18 protein-coding genes are annotated in these 23,850 nt (G+C 68.8%); 12 read left to right on the top strand and 6 right to left on the bottom strand.

Features of this window, described 5'->3' with window-relative positions; all coding sequences use genetic code 11:
* Positions 1 to 124 precede the first annotated feature (124 nt).
* The 9 genes from dusB to hflX all read left to right on the top strand — a co-directional run bounded on the left by dusB (position 125) and on the right by hflX (position 12,024).
* A complete protein-coding gene (gene dusB, locus CK951_RS08700) occupies positions 125 to 1,105 on the top strand; it encodes a tRNA dihydrouridine synthase DusB (protein ID WP_096785769.1) in 981 nt (326 codons plus the stop codon).
* On the top strand, positions 1,102 to 2,208 hold the full coding sequence (locus tag CK951_RS08695; RefSeq protein WP_096785768.1) for a nitrogen regulation protein NR(II): 1,107 nt from the start codon (positions 1,102 to 1,104) through the stop codon (positions 2,206 to 2,208). Before dusB ends, CK951_RS08695 begins: the two co-directional genes overlap by 4 nt.
* Entirely contained in the window at positions 2,208 to 3,572 is a 1,365-nt protein-coding gene (locus CK951_RS08690; protein ID WP_096785767.1) for a sigma-54 dependent transcriptional regulator, read from the top strand. The genes CK951_RS08695 and CK951_RS08690 overlap by 1 nt, the downstream gene beginning before the upstream one ends.
* A gap of 103 nt (positions 3,573 to 3,675) precedes the next feature.
* A complete protein-coding gene (locus CK951_RS08685) occupies positions 3,676 to 5,940 on the top strand; it encodes a PAS domain-containing sensor histidine kinase (RefSeq protein ID WP_096785766.1) in 2,265 nt (754 codons plus the stop codon).
* Positions 5,937 to 7,367 carry a sigma-54 dependent transcriptional regulator gene (locus CK951_RS08680; protein ID WP_096785765.1) on the top strand — a complete coding sequence of 477 codons (1,431 nt, stop codon included), beginning with the start codon at positions 5,937 to 5,939 and terminating at the stop codon, positions 7,365 to 7,367. Before CK951_RS08685 ends, CK951_RS08680 begins: the two co-directional genes overlap by 4 nt.
* A gap of 54 nt (positions 7,368 to 7,421) precedes the next feature.
* Positions 7,422 to 8,798: a Trk system potassium transporter TrkA gene (gene trkA, locus CK951_RS08675; protein WP_096785764.1), complete on the top strand. Its 1,377-nt coding sequence runs from the start codon at positions 7,422 to 7,424 to the stop codon at positions 8,796 to 8,798.
* Between the two features lies 1 nt (position 8,799).
* Entirely contained in the window at positions 8,800 to 10,311 is a 1,512-nt protein-coding gene (locus tag CK951_RS08670) for a TrkH family potassium uptake protein (protein ID WP_096785763.1), read from the top strand.
* A 155-nt stretch (positions 10,312 to 10,466) separates the two neighbouring features.
* Positions 10,467 to 10,700 carry an RNA chaperone Hfq gene (gene hfq / locus CK951_RS08665; RefSeq protein ID WP_002719962.1) on the top strand — a complete coding sequence of 78 codons (234 nt, stop codon included), beginning with the start codon at positions 10,467 to 10,469 and terminating at the stop codon, positions 10,698 to 10,700.
* 1 nt (position 10,701) lies between these two features.
* On the top strand, positions 10,702 to 12,024 hold the full coding sequence (hflX, locus tag CK951_RS08660; protein ID WP_096785762.1) for a GTPase HflX: 1,323 nt from the start codon (positions 10,702 to 10,704) through the stop codon (positions 12,022 to 12,024).
* Here hflX and CK951_RS08655 read toward each other — a convergent pair.
* Positions 12,009 to 12,536, bottom strand: a complete 528-nt coding sequence (locus CK951_RS08655; RefSeq protein ID WP_096785761.1) for a GNAT family N-acetyltransferase — start codon at positions 12,534 to 12,536, stop codon at positions 12,009 to 12,011. The genes hflX and CK951_RS08655 overlap by 16 nt on opposite strands.
* Positions 12,533 to 14,992, bottom strand: coding sequence for a penicillin acylase family protein (locus CK951_RS08650; RefSeq protein ID WP_096785760.1), 2,460 nt, complete (start codon positions 14,990 to 14,992; stop codon positions 12,533 to 12,535). Before CK951_RS08650 ends, CK951_RS08655 begins: the two co-directional genes overlap by 4 nt.
* A 77-nt stretch (positions 14,993 to 15,069) precedes the next feature.
* Between CK951_RS08650 and CK951_RS08645 the strand changes: the two genes are divergently transcribed.
* On the top strand, positions 15,070 to 15,936 hold the full coding sequence (locus CK951_RS08645) for an NAD(P)-dependent oxidoreductase (protein ID WP_096785759.1): 867 nt from the start codon (positions 15,070 to 15,072) through the stop codon (positions 15,934 to 15,936).
* 81 nt (positions 15,937 to 16,017) lie between these two features.
* On the opposite strand, the gene CK951_RS08640 is transcribed toward CK951_RS08645, so the two are convergent.
* Positions 16,018 to 16,575 carry a YSC84-related protein gene (locus tag CK951_RS08640; protein ID WP_096785758.1) on the bottom strand — a complete coding sequence of 186 codons (558 nt, stop codon included), beginning with the start codon at positions 16,573 to 16,575 and terminating at the stop codon, positions 16,018 to 16,020.
* A 145-nt stretch (positions 16,576 to 16,720) separates the two neighbouring features.
* Positions 16,721 to 17,725 (bottom strand): porphobilinogen synthase, encoded by a 1,005-nt coding sequence (hemB, locus tag CK951_RS08635; protein ID WP_096785757.1) that lies wholly within the window; start codon positions 17,723 to 17,725, stop codon positions 16,721 to 16,723.
* 149 nt (positions 17,726 to 17,874) lie between these two features.
* On the opposite strand from hemB, the gene CK951_RS08630 reads away from it, so the two are divergent.
* The gene (locus tag CK951_RS08630) at positions 17,875 to 18,390 is read left to right on the top strand and encodes a component of SufBCD complex (protein WP_096785756.1); all 516 of its coding nucleotides are present in this window, start codon (positions 17,875 to 17,877) and stop codon (positions 18,388 to 18,390) included.
* A 37-nt stretch (positions 18,391 to 18,427) separates the two neighbouring features.
* Positions 18,428 to 21,967, top strand: a complete 3,540-nt coding sequence (gene mfd, locus CK951_RS08625) for a transcription-repair coupling factor (RefSeq protein ID WP_096785755.1) — start codon at positions 18,428 to 18,430, stop codon at positions 21,965 to 21,967.
* Here the strand turns inward: mfd and CK951_RS08620 are convergent.
* Together CK951_RS08620 and CK951_RS08615 are read right to left on the bottom strand one after the other, a co-directional pair.
* The gene (locus CK951_RS08620; RefSeq protein ID WP_096785754.1) at positions 21,921 to 23,138 is read right to left on the bottom strand and encodes an MFS transporter; all 1,218 of its coding nucleotides are present in this window, start codon (positions 23,136 to 23,138) and stop codon (positions 21,921 to 21,923) included. The genes mfd and CK951_RS08620 overlap by 47 nt on opposite strands.
* Entirely contained in the window at positions 23,135 to 23,776 is a 642-nt protein-coding gene (locus tag CK951_RS08615) for a DsbA family oxidoreductase (protein ID WP_096785753.1), read from the bottom strand. The genes CK951_RS08620 and CK951_RS08615 overlap by 4 nt, the downstream gene beginning before the upstream one ends.
* Between the last annotated feature and the right edge of the window lie 74 nt (positions 23,777 to 23,850).

Genomic DNA, 23,850 nt, shown 5'->3' with positions numbered 1-23,850 from the left:
GCACTTTGAGCAGAGGTGGTTAAAATTTGTGCAAAGCACGATTTTCCGGCAGCGAGGATGCGCGCCGAATTGTCTTCCGTTCAGGCTGGCCTTAGGTGAGGGCTGACGCACAAGGAATAGGCACTTGTCCTTTCGTATCGCTCAGCTTCCGGTTGACCCGCCGGTGCTTCTCGCGCCGATGGCCGGCATCACCGACCTGCCGTTCCGCCGGCTGGTGGCCCGGTTCGGGGCGGGGCTTGTCGTGTCCGAGATGGTGGCCAGCCGCGAGGTGGTCTGTGCGGCGCCCGAGGCCCGCGCCCGGGCGGAGCTGGGCTTCACGGAAGCCGCCACCGCCGTGCAGCTGGCGGGCTGCGATCCGCACTGGATGGCCGAGGCCGCCCGCCTCGTCGAGGCGCAGGGCGCGCGGGTGATCGACATCAACATGGGGTGCCCGGCGAAGCGGGTGACGAACGGCTGGTCCGGCTCGGCGCTGATGCGCGAGCCCGATCGGGCGCTGCGCCTCGTCGAGGCCGTGGTGGCCGCGGTGCAGGTGCCGGTCACGCTGAAGATGCGGCTGGGCTGGGACGAGCGCAGCATGAACGCGCCCGGCATCGCCCGACGGGCCGAGGCGGCCGGCGTCTCGCTCATCACGGTGCACGGCCGCACCCGCTGCCAGTTCTACACCGGCACGGCCGACTGGGCCGCCATCCGGGCGGTGACCGAGGCCGTCAGCATCCCCGTGGTGGCGAACGGCGACATCGTCTCGCCTGCCGCGGCCCGTGCGGCGCTGGATGCCTCGGGCGCGGCGGGCGTGATGGTGGGGCGGGGCGCGCAGGGGCGTCCGTGGCTTCTGGCGCAGATCGCCGCGGATCTGGCCGGCGCGCCGCCGCCCGTGGTGCCCGCGGGCGAGGCGCTCGCCGATCTGGTCGTCGCGCATTACGAGGAGATGCTGGCCTTCTACGGCATCGCGCTGGGCCTGCGCGTCGCGCGCAAGCACCTCAACTGGTATCTGGAAGCCGCCGGCCTTGCCGCGCATCGGGGCCCCGTCGTGACGGGGACCGACCCCGCGCAGGTCGTGCGCGCCCTGCGCTGCGCCTTTGCCGAGCAAGAAAGGGTCGCCGCATGACGTTTCGTTCGCCCTATCCCGTTCCGGGCGTGATCTGGGCCAGCCTGCCGATCCCGGCCGTGCTGATCGACCCCGAGGGGCTGATCGCCGAATCGAACCCGGCGGCGGAACTCTTCTTCAATGCCTCGTCGCGCAGCCTGAAGAACCAGCCCGCCTTCGACCGGCTGCACATCGACGCGCCGGTGGACGAGGCGATGGCGCGGGCGCGCACGAACCAGTCGCCGATCTTCATCAACGACGTGGACGTGACCTCGGGAGAGCGCCCGCCGGTGCAGTGCAACATCCAGATCGCGCCGCTGCACGACAATCCGCAGATCGTCATGCTGCTGATCTCGCCGCGCGAGATCGCCGACCGGCTGGGCCGCGCCTCGGCCGCGAAATCGGCGGCGAAATCGGCGATCGGAATGGCCGAGATGCTGGCGCACGAGATCAAGAACCCGCTCGCCGGCATCTCCGGTGCGGCGCAGCTTCTGGCGATGAACCTGTCTCCCGAGGACCGCGAACTCGCCGACCTGATCGTCGAGGAGACGCGGCGCATCGTGAAGCTGCTCGAGCAGGTGGAGCAGTTCGGCAACCTCCGCCCGCCCGAGCGGCGGCCGGTGAACATCCACGACGCGCTGGACCGGGCGCGGAAATCGGCCGCGGTGGGCTTTGCCGCGAAGATGAGAATCACCGAGGAATACGATCCCTCGCTTCCCGCCACCTACGCCGATCCTGACCAGCTGATGCAGGTCTTCCTGAACCTGATCAAGAACGCCTCCGAGGCGGCGGGTCCGAAGGGCGGGCACATCCGCCTGCGCACCTTCTACGACATCTCGCTCAGGCTGCGCCGCGCGGACGGCACCGGCGGCGCGCTGCCCCTGCAGGTCGAGATCATCGATGACGGCCCCGGGATCGATCCCGAGATCGCCAAGGAGATCTTCGAGCCCTTCGTCTCGGGGCGCGAGAACGGCACGGGCCTCGGCCTCGCGCTGGTGAACAAGATCATCTCGGATCACGATGGATGGATCTCTGTCGATTCCGTGCCCGGACGGACGGTGTTCCGGGTCTCGCTGCCGGTGGCGCCCCGGGAAGCGGCGCTCAATGACATGGAGGTGAAGTGATGGACGGCACTGTTCTGGTTGCGGATGACGATCGCACGATCCGCACGGTGCTGACGCAGGCCCTGACGCGGGCCGGGTGCAAGGTGCACGCGACCTCCAGCCTGATGACGCTGATGCGCTGGGTCGAGGAGGGCAAGGGCGATCTGGTGATCTCGGACGTGGTCATGCCCGACGGCAACGGGCTCGAGGCGCTGCCGCGGATCTCGAAGCTGCGACCCGGCCTTCCGGTGATCGTGATCTCGGCGCAAAACACCATCATGACGGCCATCCAGGCGGCCGAGGCCGAGGCCTACGACTACCTGCCCAAGCCCTTCGACCTGCCGGACCTGATGAAGCGGTCGGCCCGCGCGCTCGACATGAAGCGGCGGGCGCCGGTCAAGGCCGCGGCCCCGCGCGAGGCGGGCGACGACCTGCCGCTGGTGGGGCGCACGCAGGCGATGCAGGCGCTGTATCGTCTGGTGGCGCGGGTGATGAACACGGATCTTCCGGTGCTGGTCTCCGGCGAGTCGGGAACCGGCAAGTCGCTGATCGCCCGCGCGATCCACGATTTCTCGGACCGCCGCACGCTGCCTTTCGTCGTGGCACAGGCCGCCGACCTGCAGGGGGTCGAGGGTCCGGCGCAGCTTCTGGCCCGCGCCAAGGGCGGCAGTCTCGTCTTCGACGAGGTGGCGGACTACGACGAGGAGACCCAGGCCCGGATCGTGCGGATGCTGGACATGATGGGCGACAACGCGCCCCGGGTCATGTCCACCAGCCAGGTCGATCTGGCCTCGCGGCTGGACTCGGGCGCCTTCCGGCAGGATCTCTACTATCGCCTCGGCGGGGTGACGCTGCACGTGCCCTCGCTGCGCGAGCGGGTGGACGACATCCCGCTTCTGGCCGATCACTTCCTTGCCCGCGGCGAGCGCGACTTCGGCACGACGCGCCGCCTGTCCAACGACGCGCGCGAACTGGTGCGTGCCTACAGCTGGCCCGGCAACGTCCGCCAGCTGGAGAACACCCTGCGCCGGCTGATGGTCACCTCGGCCGAGGCCGAGATCACGCGGGGCGAGGTCGAGGCGGTGCTGGGCAACCAGCCGGCGATGGAGCCGCTGAAGGGCGGCGGCGAGGGCGAGAAGCTCTCGTCCTCGGTGGCCCGCCACCTTCGGCGCTACTTCGACCTGCACGGCGGGGCGCTGCCGCCGCCCGGCGTCTACCAGCGCATCCTGCGCGAGGTCGAGGCGCCCCTGATCGAGATCGCTCTGGATGCCACCGCCGGCAATCAGGCCAAATGTGCCGATCTTCTCGGGATCAACCGCAATACCTTGCGCAAGAAGATCACCGATCTCGATATTCGCGTGACACGCCGCCGCAAGCTGATGTAAAACGGCAACAGGCGGCGTTGCGCGCGGGCACTGGCCCGACGGAACGCCTTGAAGCAGGGAAGGGCGGCCGAACCGCCCCCCGAAGAGGCGGGATGGTTCATCCGTGCGGACTGCGTCGCGCAGTAACACCTGGATAAGGCTGGCGCGTCTGCGCCGCCAGCGCCGTGTGCAGACGGCGATGACCTTCGGCCTTGTGATGCTGGGGCCGCTGCTGGCCGCGGCGACGTTCCTTGCCCTCGGGCCGATGAACCAGGGTGCCACGTCGCCCGCGCTGCGTCTCGTGCTGCTGGCGGACCTCGTCTATGTGCTGGTGGTCGCGGCGATGGTGCTGGCGCGCATCGGCCGCATGATCTCGGACCGGCGGAGCCAGTCGGCGGGATCGCGCCTGCACCTGAGGCTGGTCGGCACCTTCGCGGGGCTGGCACTGGTGCCCACGGTCCTCGTCGCCGTCTTCGCCACCCTGACGGTGAACGTGGGCCTCGAGGGCTGGTTCTCGGAGCGGGTGCGGCAGGTGGTGGGCGCTTCGCTCGACGCGGCCGAAGCTTATCAGGAGGAACACCGCCGCGACCTGATCGAGGATGCCGAGGCGCTGGCGGCCTATCTGAACGTCGCCAAGCAGTCGACCTTCTTCCTGCGCGACGACCAGTTGCGCCCGCTGCTGACGCAGGGCCAGGACCGGATCCAGCGCGGCCTGCGCGAGGCCTACCTGATCGACGGCGGCGGCGAGTTGCGCACCCGGGGCGAACGCAGCTATCTCTTCGACTTCGAGAAGCCCTCGGCCGCGGACATGGAGCGCGCACGGACGGGCGAGACGGTGGTCATCCCGGACTGGTCCAACAACGAGTTCCGCGCGCTGGTGCATCTCGACGCCTACGCCGACCGGTTCCTCTATGTCTCGCGCACGGTGGACGGCTCGATCCTGAGCCTGCTCGACGACACCCGCCAGACCGTCGCGCTCTATCACCAGCTGGAGGCCGAACGCGGGCGGATGCTGTTCGAGTTCGGGCTGCTCTACCTCGGCTTCGCGCTGATCCTGATCCTTGCGGCGGTCTGGCTGGGCCTGTGGTTCGCCGAGCGGCTCTCGCGGCCCGTGGGGCGGCTGGCGGGCGCCGCGCAGCGGGTGGGGGCAGGGGACCTCGACGTGCAGGTGCCAGAGGAGGAGGGCGACGACGAGATCGCCATGCTGGGGCGGCTGTTCAACCAGATGACCCGGCAGCTCAAGGGCCAGCGCGACGCGCTCATGGACAACAACCGCCAGACCGAGCGTCGGCGGCGGCTGTTCGACTCGGTGCTGTCGTCGGTCACGGCCGGGGTGATCGGCCTCGATGCGGTGGGGCAGGTGGATTTCGTGAACCGCGCCGCGGAGCGGCTGCTGGAGCTGCCCGAAAGCGGGAACCTGCCGCTGTCGGCCGCCGTGCCCGAGTTCGCCGCCCTGTTCGACCGTCTGCGCGAGACCGCCGCCCCCGCGGTGCAGGAGGAGATCCGCCTGATCCGCAAGGGCCGGATGGAGAGCCTGCTGGTCCGCATGAGCCCGCGGCGAACCGACAGCGGCCGGCTCGAGGGCTATGTGGTGGCCTTCGACGACGTGACCGACCTGGTCTCGGCGCAGCGCATGGCCGCCTGGGGCGACGTGGCGCGGCGCATCGCACACGAGATCAAGAACCCGCTGACGCCGATCCAGCTTTCGGCCGAGCGCATCAAGCGCAAGTTCCGCCCCCTTGTCGGCGAACAGGCGGGGGATCTCGACCAGTATGCCGATGTCATCATCCGCCAGACCAACGACCTGCGCCGCATCGTGGACGAGTTCTCGAAATTCGCCCGCATGCCCGAGCCCGACCGGCGCGAGACCGACCTGATCAAGATCCTGCGCGACGCGGTGGTGCTGCAGGAGGCCGGACAGCCCGGCGTGAAGCTCAGGGCGCGGCTGCCCGAGGGGCCGTGGCTGATCGATATCGACGCCACGATGATCGGGCAGGCGCTGACCAACCTGATCAAGAACGCGGGCGAGGCCATCGAGGCGCGCGCCGACACGGCACCCGAGGGCTGGCAGCCCGAGATCCGCATCCACTGTGACGTGGACGAGGAACAGGCGGTGATCCGCATCGCCGACAACGGCACCGGCCTGCCGCTTGACCGGGCCCGGCTGTTCGAGCCTTACGTCACGACGCGCGAGAAGGGCACGGGCCTCGGCCTGCCCATCGTGAAGAAGATCATCGAGGAACACGGCGGCACGCTGACGCTCGGCGATGCCGACCCAATCGCAGACGACGGCCACCGCGGGGCCATGGCCGAGATCCGGCTGCCCCGCATCCTGCGCAGCCGGGCGCGGGCCGCAAAGACCGGCGAGGTGAGACAGGGGGCAACATGAGCAGCATTCTGATCGTCGACGACGAGCGCGACATCCGCGAGCTGATCGGGGACATCCTGCGCGACGAGGGGTTCCAGGTCCGGCTGGCCGCCAATTCCGACGAATGCATGGCGGCGGTGAACGCCGAGCCGCCGGCGCTGATGATCCTCGACATCTGGCTGAAGGACAGCCGGATGGACGGGATCGACATCCTGAAGCGCACGAAGCGCGACAACCCGGACGTGCCGGTGGTCATCATCTCGGGCCATGGCAACATCGAGATCGCGGTCGCCGCGATCAAGCAGGGCGCCTATGACTTCATCGAGAAGCCGTTCAACATCGACCAGCTGATGGTGGTGGTGAGCCGCGCGATGGAGACCTCTCGCCTGCGCCGCGAGAACAGCGACCTGCGCCGCCGCGACGTGGCGGCGGCCGAGATGCTGGGCACCTCGACCGCGTTCCGGCTCTTGAAGACGCAGCTCGAGAAGGTCACCAAGTCGAACGGCCGGGTGATGCTCTCCGGTCCCGCGGGCGCCGGCAAGGAGATGGCGGCGCGCTTCATCCATGCCAACTCGAACCGCGCGGGTGCGCCCTTCGTCTCGGTTTCCTCGGCGACCGTGGAGCCGGACCGGATGGAGGAGGTGCTGTTCGGCCGCGAGACGCCCGAGCGCGGGGTGGAGCAGGGGCTCCTGGAACAGGCGCATGGCGGGATCGTCTATTTCGACGAGGTGGCCGACATGCCGCTCGGCACGCAGTCCAAGATCCTGCGCGTGCTGGTCGAGCAGCAGTTCACCCGGCAGGGCGGCACCGACAAGGTGCGGGTGGACCTGCGGGTGATCTCGTCGACCACCCGCGACCTGCGTTCCGAGATCGCGGCGGGCCGCTTCCGGCAGGAGCTTTACGACCGGCTGAACGTGGTGCCGATCGAGGTGCCCTCGCTCGCCGACCGGCGCGAGGACATCCCGATGCTCGCCGATCATTTCATCGGCATGTTCCACCGCACGCAAGGGTTGCCGCTGCGCAGCCTGACGCCGGATGCCGAGGCGATGCTGCAGACCATGCCGTGGCCCGGCAACGTCCGCCAGCTGAGGAACGTGATCGAGCGGGTGCTGATCCTCGGCGATGGCGCCGGCGCGATCGAGGCGCGCGAACTGCCGGGCAACGAGCCCGCCGGCGAGGAGGGGCGTCTGGTCCTTGGCGGTGCGCTGGCGACCTTGCCGCTGCGCGAGGCGCGCGAGCTGTTCGAACGGGAATACCTGCTGACGCAGATCAACCGCTTCGGCGGCAACATCAGCCGGACGGCCGCCTTCGTCGGGATGGAACGCTCGGCGCTCCACCGCAAGTTGAAGTCGCTCGGCGTGGTGACGACGGTCAGGAGCGGGAGCCGGCTCGCCCGCGTGGAAGACGACTTCGAGGACGAGGACGAGGCCGTCGGGGCGCCCGATTGACCGCCGCGGGCGCTTCTGCCAAGCAGGGCGGGCTGAACGTGCGGAGTCCGTGACATGAAGGTGATCATCTGCGGTGCGGGCCAGGTCGGCTGGCAGATCGCGCGTCACCTGTCCGGCGAACGCAACGACGTCACCGTGGTCGATTCGAACGCGGATCTCGTGCGGCGGGCGACCGATACGCTGGACGTGCAGGGCGTCGTGGGCTTCGCCTCCTATCCCGACGTGCTGGAAAAGGCGGGCGCGCGCGATGCCGACATGATCATCGCGGCGACGCACTCGGACGAGGTGAACATGGTCACCTGTCAGGTGGCCCATGCGATCTTCGGCATCACCCGCAAGATCGCCCGCCTGCGGGCGCAAAGCTATCTGGATGCGATCTATTCCGACCTCTACCGGCGCGACCACCTGCCGATCGACGTGGTGATCTCGCCCGAGAAGGAGGTGGCCGAGGCCGCGATGCAGCGCCTCGCCGCGCCCTCGACCTTCGACACCGAAAGCTTCATGGGCGGCAAGGCCCAGCTGCTGGGCATCGCGCTGGACGAGGACTGCCCGGTGCTGAACACGCCGCTCCGGCAGCTGAACGAGCTGTTCTCGGGGCTGCGCGCCATCGTGGTGGGCGTGCGCCGCGTCGGCCGGCTGTTCGTGCCCGAGCCGGGCGACCAGCTCTTTGCCGCCGACGAGGTCTATGTCTTCGCCCATTCGCAGGACGTGGCCCGCACGCTCGACATCTTCGGCAAGGCCGCGCTGAAGCAGGAGCGGATCATCGTGATCGGCGGCGGCAACGTGGGCCTCGCGGTGGCCAAGGCGCTCGAGGCGCGCGCCGACCGGGTGCGGGTCAAGGTCATCGAGCGCAACCGCGCCAAGGCCGAGGCCGCGGCCGACGGGCTGGAGCGCACCATCGTGCTGAACGGCGACGGCCTCGACATGGACCTGCTGATGGAGGCCAACATCGACCGCGCCGACGCGGTGCTGGCGGTGACGGACGACGACAAGACGAACATCCTTGCCGCGGTGCGCGCCAAGCAGGCCGGCTGCCCCATGGCCATCGTGCTGGTCAACGACCCGACGCTGCTGCCGATCATGCAGTCGCTCGACATCGATGCCTACATCAACCCGCGCGCCACCACCGTCTCGTCGATCCTGCGGCACGTCCGCCACGGCCGGGTGCGGGCGATCTATTCCATCGGCGACGCCGAGGCCGAGGTGATCGAGGCGCAGGTGCTCTCGACCTCGCCGCTGGCCGGGCGGCACATCCGCGACATCGAATTCCCCGAGGGCGTGCTGGTGGGCGCGCTGATGAAGGGCGACAAGGTGCTGAAGCCCACCGGGGATCTCCGGGTGGACGATGGCGACGTGATCGCGCTGTTCTGCATGACGGCCGACGTGCCGGAGGTCGAGCGCCTCCTGCAGGTCTCGATCGACTTCTTCTGACATGATGGGGCTGCGGTCCATCCCGCTCATCGTCGTGCTGATGGCCGGCGGTGCGCTGGCCATGTATCTGCCCGCCGCCCATGCGCTGGTGCTTCGGCAGCACGAGGTCGCGCGCGCTTTCTTCTACTCTGGCAGCTTCCTGCTGATCCTGATCGCCATGGTCGGCATCGCGACGCTGAACCGCCCGCCGCCGCGCGCGGCCCGCGCGCATCTGGGCACGCTCGCCGGGGCCTACCTGATCCTGCCGCCGATGCTGGCGGTGCCGTTCACCCTGGCGGTGCCGGACACGAGCTTCGCGAACGCCTGGTTCGAGATGCTGTCCTCGTTCACCACCACGGGCGCCACGCTCTACGACACGCCGGGACGCCTGCCCCCCAGCGTGCATCTCTGGCGCGCCCTCGTGGGCTGGCTCGGCGGCTTCTTCGTGCTGACCGCCGCCATGGCGGTGTTGGCGCCGCTCAGCCTCGGCGGGATGGAGGTGATCTCGGGCCGCGTCCCGGGCCGCGAGCAGGCGAACCAGATCACCCGCGTGGCCGACCCGACCGAGCGCCTGCTGCGCCAGTCCCTTGCGCTCCTTCCCGCCTATGCCGGGCTGACGCTCGCGCTCTGGGGCCTCCTGGTACTGGCGGGCGAGAGCGGGCTGGTGGGCCTTTGTCATGCGATGGGGACCCTGTCCACCAGCGGGATCTCGCCCGTCGAGGGCATGACCTCGAGCAGCGCGGGGCTTGCCGGAGAGGTGCTGATCTTCGTCTTCCTGTTCTTCGCCATCTCGCGCCGCCTGCTTCCGGGCACGGCGATGGTGGACCGGGACACGCCGATCCGCCGCGACCCCGAGGTGATGATGGCATTCTTCTTCCTGCTCGGGGTTCCGGTCGTGCTGTTCCTGCGGCACTGGATCGGCGCCATCGAGACCGAGGACAGCCGCAACATCGCGGCCGCCGCCCGTGCGATGTGGGGCGGCCTGTTCACCACCATGTCCTTCCTGACCACCACGGGCTACGAATCCACCGCCTGGGTGGCCTCGAGGTCATGGTCGGGTCTGGGCACGCCGGGGCTGATCCTGCTGGGCCTCGCCATCGTGGGCGGCGGCGTGGCCACGACCGCCGGCGGCGTGAAGCTGCTGCGCGTCTACGCGCTCTACCGTCACGCCGAGCGCGAGCTGGAGCGGATCGTCCACCCCAGCTCGATCGGCGGGCAGGGCGTCGTCGCCCGGCGCCTGCGCCGCGAGGGTGCCTATGTGGCGTGGATCTTCTTCATGCTCTTCGCCTTCTCCATCGCCTTCGTCACGGCCGCCATGAGCCTGACGGGGCTGGAATTCGAGCCGTCGATGGTGCTGGGCATCGCGGCGCTGACCACGACGGGACCCCTGGCGGATCTGGCGGTCGAGACGCCGATCCGATGGTCGGGCCTTGGCGGCGCGGCCAAGATGATCGCGGGCGCCGCGATGGTCGTGGGGCGGCTGGAGACCCTTGCCATCCTTGCGCTGCTCGCCCCCGCCACCTGGCGGCGTTGAGCGGAAAAGCCGCAAGAGACCGCCGGATTCCTAACGATCTGTTATTGGGTCTGGAATCTCGGGCGAGACCTGCCCATACTCGATTCCGACCGTCGGATTGGTGCCGGGGGGAACGAGGACAGACGGAAGCGTCTCAACTATAAAGGCAAGAATGGATGGCTGCCGATAAACAGAACTTGCAGGACGCCTTTCTGAACCACGTCAGGAAGGCAAAGGTTCCGGTTACGATTTTTCTGATCAATGGTGTGAAACTGCAGGGTGTGATCACCTGGTTCGACAATTTCTGCGTTCTTCTGCGTCGCGATGGCCAGTCGCAGCTTGTCTACAAGCACGCGATCTCGACCATCATGCCGGGGCAACCGATCAATCTCTACGAGGGCGACGACTGATTTGACCGATCCCGAGGAAGGGGAGGAGGAGCCCCGTCACGAGGGTCACGACGGCTCGACCCGGTCGCAGCCGATGCGTGCATTCGTCCTTCACCCCGACATCCGCACCGACCGCTCGCGGCGGCTGCCCGAGCATCGGCTGGCCGAGGCGGTGGCGCTTGCCGCCGCCCTGCCCGAGATGGAGATCCTCGGCTCGGAAGTGGTGCGGCTGCCCCGGGCGCAGCCGGGCCTTTTGTTCGGCTCTGGCAAGGTCGAGGAGCTGAAGCAGAAATTTGCCGCGCTGGACGTGGGCCTCGTGCTGGTGGATGGGCCGGTTTCGCCGGTGCAGCAGCGCAACCTCGAGAAGGAATGGGGCGTCAAGCTGCTGGACCGGACCGGGCTGATCCTCGAGATCTTCGCCGACCGGGCGCGGACGCGCGAGGGCGTTCTTCAGGTGGAACTGGCGGCGCTTTCCTATCAGCGCACGCGGCTGGTGCGGGCCTGGACCCACCTCGAACGTCAGCGCGGCGGATTCGGCTTCGTCGGCGGCCCGGGCGAGACCCAGATCGAGGCTGACCGCCGCGCCATTGACGAGCAGGTCATCCGCATCAAGCGCCAGTTGGAAAAGGTGGTGAAGACGCGCGAGCTACACCGCGCCTCGCGCCGCAAGGTGCCGTTCCCGATCGTGGCGCTGGTGGGCTACACCAACGCCGGCAAGTCCACGCTCTTCAACCGCGCGACTGGGGCGGATGTGCTGGCCAAGGACATGCTGTTTGCCACGCTCGATCCGACGATGCGCGGGGTGACGCTGCCCTCGGGGCGGAAGATCATCCTGTCGGACACGGTGGGCTTCATCTCGGACCTGCCGACGCAGCTGGTCGCGGCCTTCCGCGCGACGCTCGAGGAGGTGCTGGAGGCCGACCTGATCCTGCATGTCCGCGACATCTCGCACCCCGAGACGGCCGAGCAGGCGGCCGACGTCGCGGACATCCTGCAAAGTCTGGGCGTGAAGGGGGCGGTGCCGCAGTTCGAGGTCTGGAACAAGCTCGACCTCGTCGAGGCTTCGGCGCGCGAGGCGCTGGTGGCGCAGGCCGCACGTTCGGACACGATCTTCGCCCTGTCGGCGCTGACCGGCGAGGGCCTGCCGCAGCTTCTCGACGCCGTCTCGGCCACCTTTGACGAGGAACGGACCGAGCGGGTCCTGACGCTCGGCTTCGCGGAGGGCCGCCGCCGGGCATGGCTTCACGATAACGGCGTGGTGACCGCCGAGGAGCAGACCGAGGACGGCTATCGCATCTCGGTCCGCTGGACCGCCCGGCAGGAAAAGCGCTACCGCGACCTCTGATCGGTGGCGTCGGCGCCGCCGGTCGGTCTTGGCAGGGCGAGGTAGATGGAATGGCACCATTCCTCGGCCCAGCGGAGGGTGTTTTGCGCGCGTCCGGTTTCCTCGAAGCCCAGCCGGGCCAGCAGCCGCAGGCAGCGCGCGTTGCGCGGATCGACCTCGGCGGTCAGCGCGTCCATGCCATGCGCCGCGAACAGGTGCCGGACGAGCGCGGACAGCGCCTCGTGTCCGATCCCCTGTCCCCATTGGTCGGGATGCAGGATGAAGCCGATCTCGTGCCGGCGCCACATGCCGGCCTTGCCGATCACCCGGCCCTCGCGCTCGACCACGAACTCGTCCGCCTCGGGAGGGCCGGCGGCGATCATGCCCTCGAGGAAGGCGCGGGTATCCTCGAGCGTCTCGTAGGGCGGGCGCGACCAGTAGCGCATCGCCTGCGGCTGGGCAAAGACCGCGTGCAGGTCGTGCAGGTCGAAGCGACGGGCGCGCCGCATGAGCAGGCGCTGCGTGCGGATCATCGCGGCTCCAGCCGGGTGATCCCCACCGCCGCCGCCCGTGCAAGGTCCGGATCCAGCGACATCGGGATGTATTCGCCGCGCCGCCACAACTCGCCCAGGTTGTCGTAGAACCGCGAGAGCGGGTGGCCGGACTGGCCGGTCGAGGTGATGAAGACCGACGAATCCGGGTCGGCGAAGTCATAGACTCCGCGGTAGCCGGCGCCGGCCACGTTCTCGTAGGGGTTGCGGCCCGAGCCGCGCGTCATGCCCCGCATCAGCGTCTGGTCCCCGCCCGAGGTCGACTGGCGGATGTTCACCAGATGGCGCAGCACCGGCACCTGTCCCAGCGTCGGATGGTCGTGCGTCGCCTGGTGGGCATCGCCCCAGCGCCAGCTTTCGATGTTCGGGCCGTAGGTCTCGGTCAGCCGGATCAGCGCATCGTCCAGCGCCATCCGCGCGATGTCCGTGCAGCTTTCGGTCGCCGCCGACTGGATGATGTCGCACCAGGCCGAGGCGCCGTTCGTGTCGCGATAGACCGCCTCGATGAAATCCGGCTGGGTATGGGCGAATTCGTCGGCAAGCGGACCCAGCTCGTCGCGGATCAGCCGGTCCTGCAGCGCGCGCACCCAGGCCATGTAGATCAGCGGCTCGGGCAGGTGCTCGTTCATCTCGCCGTTCCACTGCGCAAGGATGGTCAGCGCGCGCTGGCGCAGCCGCTCGGGCGTGCCGTCCGGAGCGGCCTCGCCGGTGAACCACAGGTCGGCGGCGAAGAGCGGCAGCAGCCCGCGCGCCGTGGGGCTGACGGTGTCCAGCTGCGCCTCGATGAAGCTTTCGCGGGTATGGACCTCGCGCGTCTTCATCAGCGTCAGCCAGCGCTGGATGCGCTGCGTGTCGCCCCAGTCGAACGAGACGTGCAGCGGGAAGGGCCGGTTCACCGTCTTGTTGTTGGTATTGCCGAGGATGCCGGTCTCGGGGTTCGCCACGATCGGATTGTCCTCGTAGGGGAAGGTGCCCTGCCAGCGGTTCTCTGCCAGCCAGCCCGGAGACGGCATCCGCCCCTGCGACTGGTGGTTCGGGTCCCGCTTCGGCATGGCGCCGACGGTCTGTAATGCGATCCCGTTCACATCCGCCAGCATCAGGTTCTGCGCCGGCGCCACGAAGAGGCGCCCGGCCGCGATCGCATCATCGACATTCTGCGCCTTCATCAGCCGCAGCGCGGCGCTCATCGACGTGTCCTGCGCCGAAAGCGCCGTCCAGGACAGCGAGGCGACATGCCCCGGCGGAGTGATCGCGGCCAGATCGTAGTGCGTGCCCGGCAGGACGGGCCCGTTGTCCGTCCAGCGCAGCGTGACGGTCAGGGGCGTGCCGTCCTTCACCTTGATGATCGAGCGCCGGGTCTCGAACGCCTTCCAGCCGTCCGGCGTGCGGTATTCCTCGTGGTTGTCCGGGTTCACTTCCTCGATGTGGACGTCCTGGTCGTCCATGTAGGCCGAGGTCAGCGCCCAGCCCAGGCGGTTCGACCGGCCGAGCAGCACCGCCGGGATGCCCGGGATGGTCGCGCCGATCACCCCGCCGGTGGAAAGCTGGAGCCGGGCGAGATACCAGGTCGACGGCGCGGTAAAGGCAAGGTGCGGATCATTGGCCAGCAGCGAGCCGCCGGCCGCCGAGCGTCCCGGCGCCGCCGCCCAGGCGTTCGAGGCGCCGGACAGGGCCTTCGGATGGAAGGGTGACAGCGGGTCCCCGGCCACCCCGGCCTTGCGCAGCGCGGGGAAGGGACCCGGCACGATCGAGGCGTAATCGGGCAGTGCGGTCACGCCCTCGCCCGGGGCGTCGGGCAGGATCTGCGCCACCCGCTCGTCCGGCATCAGCAGCGAGACGCGCGCGCGCAGCACCTCTGACTGCAGATGCGAGGACAGCTGAAGCGCCATCAGCTTGATCAGCACGATGCTGTCCGCGGGCCGCCAGACCGCGATCTCGTTCGAGAACAGGAAGAACTCCGGGGCGCCGCGGCCGCGGGCCTCCTCGTTCACCTGCTCGATCCAGGCATTGACGCCCCGGGCATAGGCGTCAAGCGCGGCGCGCGCCTCCGGGTCCTGCGCCTCGACCGACTGCTGCGCGACGTTGTAGAGATCGTAGCGCCGCATCAGCTCGTCGATCTTCAGCGTCCGCTCGCCGAAGACTTCGGACAGCCGGCCCTGCGCCGTGCGCCTGAGCGTCACCATCTGCCACAGCCGGTCCTGCGCATGGGCGAAGCCCAGCGCGAAATAGACGTCGGCATCGGTCTTGCCGAAGATGTGCGGCACATTCGCGTCGTTGCGCACGATCTCGACCGGCCCGGATATGCCGTCGAGCCGGAAGCTCTCGTTGTAGTCGGGCAGCGAGCGCGACAGGAAATAATAGGTGATCAGCGCCGCGGCCAGCGCCAGCACCACGAGCCCGGTGAAGATGCGCAGGAGCCAGCGGAAGACGACGATCATGGGGGCCCGTCCTTGACGCGAGAAGTGCGATGGTTCCTAGTCGATCCGGTCCGCAACGGCAATCGGGAGGGAAGACCATGGCCAAACTTGCGTTTCTGGGACTGGGCGTCATGGGATATCCGATGGCCGGCCATCTGGCGGCGAAGGGGCATGAGGTGACGGTCTTCAACCGAACCGCGGCCAAGGCGGAGGCCTGGACGGCGCAGCACGGCGGCCGCGCGGCCTCCACCCCGCGCGCCGCCGCCGAAGGGGCCGAGGTGGTCTTCGCCTGCGTGGGCAATGACGACGACCTGCGCTCGGTCTGCCTCGGGGATGAGGGGGCCTTTGCCGGGATGGCGCGGGGCGCGCTTTTCGTCGATCACACCACCGTCTCGGCGCAGGTCACGCGGGACCTCGCGGCCGAGGCCGACGCGCTGGGGCTGGGCTTCGTCGATGCGCCGGTCTCGGGCGGGCAGGCGGGGGCCGAGAACGGCGCGCTCTCGATCATGTGCGGCGGGGCCGAGGATCACTATGCCCGGGCCGAGCCGGTCATGGCCGCCTATGCCCGGGTCTGCCGCCGGCTGGGCGAGAGCGGCTCGGGCCAGATCGCCAAGATGATGAACCAGATCTGTATCGCGGGGCTGGTGCAGGGCCTGTCCGAGGCGCTGGCCTTTGGCGAGAAGGCGGGCATGGACGGCCGCGCGGTGGTCGAGGTGATCAGCCAGGGCGCTGCCGGTAGCTGGCAGATGGCCAACCGCCATGCCACCATGCTCGAGGACCGGTTCGACTTCGGCTTCGCGGTGGACTGGATGCGCAAGGATCTGGGCATCTGCCTGCGCACGGCGGACGAGATCGGCGCAAGCCTGCCGGTTACCGCCCTGATCGACCAGTTCTACAAGGAAGTGCAGCAGATGGGTGGCGGCCGCTGGGACACCTCCTCGCTGATCAAGCGTCTGCCGCGCTGAGACGGTGGCGAGGCCCTCATCCGGGTGAGGGCCTCGCCGGGGATCGTCGCTGGCGTGCAGCAGGCAGCTTGCGCCGGCCTCTCAGGGAATGATGCGGGTATACTTCACACCGCCCAGCGTCGCGCCCGCGATCAGCCCGGACTGGCCGAAGACCAGCGCCACGACCGGCTGGATCTCGGTCGTCTCCTTGCCGATGCTCGCCCCCTGGTCGGGCGTGGCATAGCGCACGTCCGCGCCCACCGCCCAGCCCGAGCCCGCGCGGAACTCGGCCAGCGCCTGCTCGGTCATGAAGAACAGCGCATGGGCGTATTGCTGCGCGCCGATCTGGAAGCCGATCGTGGCGCGGGTGGCCGAGTAGTAGTCCACCGTGATGTCGTTGATGCGCAGCGCGCCGCGGCCATAGGCGCCGCCGACGCCAAAGCCCGCCTCGGTCACCAGCGGCATGTAGAGCACGCCCTTGGCATCCTGCGCCAGGTCGCGGGTGCCCGGATAGCGGCCGAACAGGTAATCCCGCGTCGCATCCACGCGCGCGTCGATCACGGCGGCGTTGTTGTTGCCCACGCCATTGGCGCAACCCGCCGTCAGCAGCACCGCCGTGCCGGCAGCGCCCAGAAAAGCCCGTCTCGAAAACTCTGCCATGAAACCCTCTTTTCCGCCTCAAGCCCTTGCAGCGGGGATCTTCGCCCCCTGACAACAAGATATAGCCGTTTCTTCGCGCTCTGTCAGCACGCGAGGCACAGGCAGCGGCGGCGGGCCGCCGCTGCCCCCGACGCCGATCCCCGGATCAGGCCTGCGCGCGCAGCAGCCGCGCCGCTTCGGGCGCGAAATAGGTCAGGATGCCGTCGCAGCCCGCGCGCTTGAAGCAGAGCAGGCTCTCCATCATCGCGGCCTCGCCCTTGATCCAGCCACGCTCGGCCGCGCCCTTGATCATCGAATATTCGCCCGAGACCTGATAGGCATATGTCGGAACGCCAAAGGCGTCCTTCACGCGGCGGCAGATGTCGAGATAGGGCATCCCGGGCTTGACCATCACCATGTCGGCACCTTCGCGCAGGTCGCGCTCGATCAGCCGCAGCGCTTCGTCCGAGTTGCCCGGGTCCATCTGGTAGGTCTTCTTGTCGCCCTTCAGCGCCCCCGATGCGCCGACCGCATCGCGGAACGGCCCGTAGAAGGCCGAGGCGTATTTCGCCGAATAGCTCAGGATCGTCACGTCCTTGTGGCCCGCGGCCTCCAGCGCCGAGCGCATGGCGCCGATCCGGCCGTCCATCATGTCCGAGGGCCCGAGGATGTCCGCGCCGGACTCGGCCTGCGCCAGCGCCATCTTCACCAGCGCCTCGACCGTCTCGTCATTGAGGATGATGCCGTCGCGCACCAGCCCGTCGTGCCCATTCGCGTTGTAGGGATCGAGCGCCACGTCGGTCATCACCGCCACTTCGGGCACCGCGGCCTTGATCGCCCGGATCGCCCGGTTGGCGAGGTTGTCGGGGTTCCACGCTTCCTCGCACAGTTCCGTCTTCAGCGACGGGTCGGTGTAGGGAAACAGGCAGACCGCCGGGATGCCGAGGCTTGCCGCCTCTTCCGCCGCCGCGACGATCCGGTCGACCGAGCGGCGCACCACGCCGGGCATGGAGTGGATCGGCTCCTCGACGTTCTCTCCGTCGCGCACGAACAGCGGCCAGATCAGGTCGCCGGAGGTGAGCGTATATTCCTGCGTCAGCCGGCGCAGCGCGTCGATGCGACGGATGCGGCGAAAGCGGGCGTGCGGGTAGGGAGCTTGGATCGGGCGCATGGCTGTCCTCGGGGGCGCAGGCGTTGCCACCTTGCGCGGGCTGGGAAATTTTCTTCTGCCTGCCATGGAAAGGCCCGCGTCTCAAGGGTAGGAATGCCGCAATCGCCCCGTGGAACGGAGCGGTTTCGCGCGCGAGAGGAAGAGGGCCCGTGGATTTCTACGCCAGCATCTCCGAGGTGATCGACCTGCGGTCCTTCTCGAACCTGTGGTTCTGGATCGCGCTTGCCGTGATGTGGTCCACCGTCAGCCACTGGGTGATGGGCGTGCCGTGGGATCTGGTCCAGCGCGCCCGGCGGCGCGGAGGGCCGGCGGGCGAGGATGTCCACCAGCTTGCGCGGATCTATGCCGCGCGCCTGCGGCACATGGGCAGTTCGGCCGGAGCCTGGCTGGTCGGCGTGGTCGCCTTCCTGCTGACCACGCTCGGCCTTCTGGGCTTCGTCTACGGGTTGGAATTCGCGCAGGCGCTGCTTTGCCTCATGTTGCCCATGACGCTGGTGGGCGCGCTGAGCCTGCACACCGCTGCGCGGATCGAGCCTCTGGAGGGTCCGGCGCTGTATCATGCGCTTGCGTCCCACCGCCGCCGGGTGCAGGCGCTGGGGGTCGTCTCGATCTTCGTGACCGCCATGTGGGGCATGTACCAGAACCTCCGCATCGGCGTTCTCTGAGCGTTGACGCGGCGGCGCCTGCTGTTAAGTGAGCCTGATGCAGAACGGACCACGGATCCTCCTCGGCGGTGCGCCCGAGGGCTACGACGCCCGCCTCGTCGCGAAGGAACTCGCCCGCGGCGCGCCTGTCATCCATGTCGCGCGCGACGACAAGCGGCTCGAGGCGATGCGGGTGGCGCTCTCGGTGATGGCACCGCAGGCCGTGGTGCTGGAGCTTCCGGCGTGGGACTGCCTGCCCTATGACCGCGTCTCGCCCAACCCCGAGATCTCGGCGCGCCGGATGGCGACGCTGGCCGCGCTGGCCCAGGGCGTGCCCGGCGCCTTCGTGCTGCTGACCACGCTGAACGCCGCCACCCAGCGCATCCCGGCGCGCGAGGTGCTGCGCGCGGCCTCCTTCACCGCCCGCGTCGGTGACAGGGTGGATGAAGGACGCCTGCGAACTTACCTGTCCAGAATGGGATTTTCGCTGACCGACACGGTGACGGAACCGGGCGACTACGCCATCCGCGGCGGCATCGTGGACATCTTCCCGCCCGGCGTCACCGGGCCGGTGCGGCTGGATTTCTTCGGCGACGTTCTGGACGGCGCGCGCCGCTTCGACCCCGAGACCCAGCGCACGACCGAGAAGCTGCAACTGGTCGAACTGGCGCCGGTCTCCGAGGTGATGCTGGACGAGGGCGCGATCACCCGCTTCCGCCAGAACTACCGCATCGAATTCGGCGCCGCGGGCACCGACGATCCGCTTTACGAGGCGGTGAGCGCGGGGCGCAAGCATCAGGGGATGGAGCACTGGCTGCCCTTCTTCCACGAGCGGCTGGAAACGCTGTTCGACTATCTGCCGGATGCGAGCGTGATGCTCGACGATCAGGTCACGCCCGCGCGGATCTCGCGCTGGGAGGGGATCGCTGACCAGTATGACGCGCGGCGCGAAGCGATGACGGTGAAGGGCCGGATGGACACGGTCTACAAGCCCTCGGCGCCCGACCTGCTCTATCTGGACGAAGCGGCGTGGGACGAGGCGACGCGGGCGCATCGCGTGATCCAGCTTTCGCCGCTGGCGCAGTCGCCCGGTCCGGGCGTGCTGGACGCGGGTGGGCGCATGGGGCGCAACTTCGCACCCGAGCGCCAGCAGGAAAACATCAGCCTTTTCGGTTCCCTGGTCGATCATGTTCGCAAGTTGCGCGAAGATGGCCAGGTGGTGATCGCCAGCTGGTCCGAAGGCGCGCGCGAGCGTCTGAAGGGCCTGCTGGAGGATGCCGGCCTGCAAGGCGCGACATTCGTCCGCGACATCCGCGACGTGCCCGACGGCCGTGGCGGCACCTTCCTCATGGTCTGGGCACTGGAGCAGGGCTTCACCGCCCCCGGCCTCGCCGTGATCTCGGAACAGGACGTGCTGGGCGACCGGCTGATCTCGAAGCCGAAGAAACGCCGGAAGGCCGAGAACTTCCTGCGCGAGCATGACACGCTGACGCCCGGCGATCTGGTCGTCCACGTCGAGCATGGCGTGGGCCGTTACATGGGCCTCGAAACCCTGCGCGTGCCGCAGCCGCCCTCGAACAAGCCGGGTCCGCCACACGATTACCTGCACCTCGTCTATGCCGAGGAGGCCAAGCTCTACCTGCCGGTCGAGAACATTGAGCTTCTGAGCCGCTACGGGCACGAGGAAGGTCTGCTCGACAAGCTCGGCGGCGGGGCGTGGCAGGCCAAGAAGGCCCGCCTGAAGGAGCGCATCCGCGAGATCGCCGAACGCCTCATGCGGATCGCGGCCGAGCGGCACCTGCGCCACGCGCCGATCCTCGAGGCGCCGCATTCGCTGTGGGAAGCCTTCTCCGCCCGCTTCCCCTATCAGGAGACCGACGACCAGCTGTCCGCCATCGCCGACGTGGTGAAGGATCTCGAATCCGGCAGCCCGATGGATCGTCTCGTGGTGGGCGACGTGGGCTTCGGCAAGACCGAGGTCGCAATGCGCGCGGCCTTCGTCGCGGCACTGGCGGGGATGCAGGTCGCCGTGATTTGCCCGACGACGCTGCTCGCGCGCCAGCATTTCCGCAGCTTTTCCGAGCGCTTCCGCGGCTTTCCGATGAAGGTGCGTCAACTGTCGCGCTTCGTCTCGGCGAAGGAGGCAGCCGACACGCGGGCGGGGCTTGCCGACGGGACGGTGGACATCTGCATCGGCACGCATGCGCTGCTGGCCAAGGGAGTGAAGCTGAAGAGCCTCGGCCTTCTCATCATCGACGAGGAGCAGCATTTCGGCGTCTCGCACAAGGAGCGGCTGAAGGAGATGCGCTCGGAGGTGCATGTCCTGACGCTGACCGCGACGCCGATCCCGCGGACGCTGCAACTGTCGCTGACGGGCGTGCGGGATCTCTCGATCATCGCGACCCCTCCGGTGGACCGCCTCGCTATCCGGACCTATGTCTCGGAGTTCGACACGGTCACGATCCGCGAGGCGCTGCTGCGCGAACATTATCGCGGCGGGCAGAGCTTCTTCGTCGTCCCGCGCGTTTCGGATCTGCCCGACATGGAGGCCTTCCTGCGCGATCAGGTGCCCGAAGTCACCTTCGTCGTGGCGCATGGCCAGCTGGCGGCGGGCGATCTCGACGAGCGCATGAATGCCTTCTACGACGGCAAGTTCGACGTGCTTCTTGCCACGACGATCGTGGAATCCGGCCTCGACATCCCGACCGCGAACACGATGATCGTGCACCGCGCGGACATGTTCGGCCTCAGCCAGCTTTACCAGATCCGGGGCCGGGTCGGTCGGGCCAAGACACGGGCCTATTGCTACCTGACCACGAAGCCTCGCGCGCCGCTGACGCCGCAGGCGGTCAAGCGGCTGCGGTTGCTGGCCTCCCTCGACAGCCTCGGCGCGGGCTTCAACCTTGCGAGCCATGACCTCGACCTGCGCGGCGCCGGGAACCTGCTCGGCGAGGAACAGTCGGGCCATATCAAGGAGGTGGGCTACGAACTCTACCAGCAGATGCTGGAGGAGACGATCCAGAAGATCCGCTCGGGCGAGTTGCAGGGCCTGACCGAGCAGGACGAGCACTGGGCGCCGCAGATCAACCTCGGCGTTCCGGTGCTGATCCCCGAGGAATTCGTGCCGGATCTCGACGTGCGGCTGGGGCTTTACCGCCGGCTGTCGGGTCTGACGACCAAGGTCGAGCTGGAGGGCTTTGCGGCTGAACTGATCGACCGTTTCGGCGAATTGCCGAAGGAAGTGAACACCTTGCTGCTCGTCGTTCGCATCAAGGCGATGTGCAAGCGGGCCGGGATCTCGCGGCTCGAGACAGGGCCGCGCGGCGCGACCGTCCAGTTCCACAACGACAAGTTCGCCAATCCGGCGGGGCTTGTGGACTTCATCAAGGCGCAGGGCGACACGGCGCGGGTGAAGGACAACCGGATCGTGCTCGCGCGCGACTGGAAGACGGAGGCCGAGCGGATCAAGGGCGCCTTCGCCATCGCCCGCGATCTGGCCGAGAAGGTGGTGAAGCCCGAGAAGCCGAAGGCAGAGGCTGCGACCTCCGCCGTCAAGCCCTCGGCAGCGACCGGATCAGCAGGAAGCCGACGCCGCTGAAGGCCGCAACGCCCAGCATCAGGGGCAGGGGCGTGCCGTCGAAAGCCAGCCCCAGCGGCGCCGCAAGGGCAACCGCCAGCACTGTCGCCACCGAGCCGATGACCGAGGCCGCCATGCCGGCGATATGGCCCACCGGCTCCATCGCCAGCGCGTTGAGGTTGCCCAGCGTGAGGCCCGCCATGAAGAACACGCTGGTCGTCCAGGCGACATGGGCCGGGAAGACCAGCGCCTCGGGCCAGAGGCCCTGCGAGGTCATCGTCCACATGCCAAGCGACAGCACCAGCTGCCCGCCGAGCGCCACGGTCACGAGGAAGCGCATCCCCAGCCGCATGACCAGTGCCGCGTTCACGAGGCTCGCCGTGCCGGCCATCAGCGCGATCACCGCGAACCAGAACGGAAAGCTTGCGCCCCGGTCGAAGGTCACGTCGAAGATCTGCTGGGTCGAGGACAGCGTGCCGAAGAGCGCGCCGAACACCAGCGTCTGGACGCCGATGGCGGTCACAATCACCCGGTGCGACAGCACCTCGCGCAGCGCCTCCCACAGCCGCGCAGCCGAGAAGTCGCGGCGTGCCTCGGGCAGGAGCGTCTCGCGCTGGCGCAGGCCCAACCAGAGCATCGAGACGGCGGAGAACGCGAGGAAGGACAGGAAGATCCCGCGCCAGCCGAGGCCCGCGATGATCACCGTGCCCATCAGCGGCGCGACGGCCGGGACGAGGGTGAAGATCAGCATGGCAAAGCTCATGATCCGCGCCATCTCGCGCCCGCGGTAAAGGTCGCGGACCAGCGCCAGCGACACGACCCGGGGGGCTGCGGCGCCGAGCCCGCCCACGACCCGCGCCAGCAGAAGCGTCTCGAGCGTGGGCGCGGCCCAGGCGGCCAGCGCCGCCGCGCAGTAAAGCAGCGCCCCGCCCATGATCACCGGCTTGCGCCCGAACCGGTCCGACAGCGGGCCGGCGATGAAGGTGCCGATCCCCATGCCCAGCACGAAGCTCGTCAGGATCAGCTGCGCCCGGTTGGGTGCTCCGGCCGTCAGCTCGGCCGCGATCTCGGGCAGGGCCGGCAGCATCGAGTCGATCGAGAAGGCCACGGTCGCGAACAGCATCGCGATCATGCCGACGAATTCCGGCCGGGACAGCCGGTCCTGCTGCGGGATCTCCCGCGCCAGCGTCATGCCTTCGCCTCCCCGGCCGCGATCTCGTCGATCGCCTGCTGCCAGAGGGTGACGGGTTGCGTCCCCGCCACCACATAGCGGCCATCGACGAGGAAGGTCGGCACGGCCTGCACCCCCTTCGCCCGCGCATCGGCATCGCGGGCAAGGATGTCGTCGCGGTCGGCGTCAGAGGCGAGCAGCCGCGCCGTCAGGGCGCGGTCCATCCCGCATCCCGCCGCCAGATCCGCCAGCACCTCGGGATTGCCGATGTCCAGCCCCTCGCGGAAGTAGCCGCGGAACAGCGCGGCCACCACCGCCGCCTGCCGCCCTTCGATCCCCGCCCAGTGGATCAGCCGGTGCGCGTCGAGCGTATTCGGCGTGCGCTCCATCCGCTCGAAGTCGATCCCGACGCCCGCCGCCTCCGCCGCCGCCTGAACCTTGGCGTAGATCTCGACGGCGCGCTCGCGTCCGCCGAACTTCGCCTCGAGGTAGCTGCGCCGGTCCACGCCCTCGCGCGGCATGTCCGGGTTCAGCTGGAACGGATGCCAGGCGATGACGAAGGGATGATCCGGCCGCGTCTCGAGCGCCCGGTCGAGCAGCGCCTTGCCGATGTAGCACCAGGGGCAGATCGGATCGGAAAAGATATCGAGGCGGATCATGGCCGCTCCTTTCGTCGTCGGGCGGGGCGTCGGTCGGGGAGCGTCCCCGGCGGGCTGGCGCGGCTGGCCGAGGA

The sequence above is a fragment of the Rhodobacter sp. CZR27 genome (assembly GCF_002407205.1).
Taxonomy (GTDB): domain Bacteria; phylum Pseudomonadota; class Alphaproteobacteria; order Rhodobacterales; family Rhodobacteraceae; genus Cereibacter_A.
This window is presented reverse-complemented; position numbering and strand designations above follow the sequence as displayed.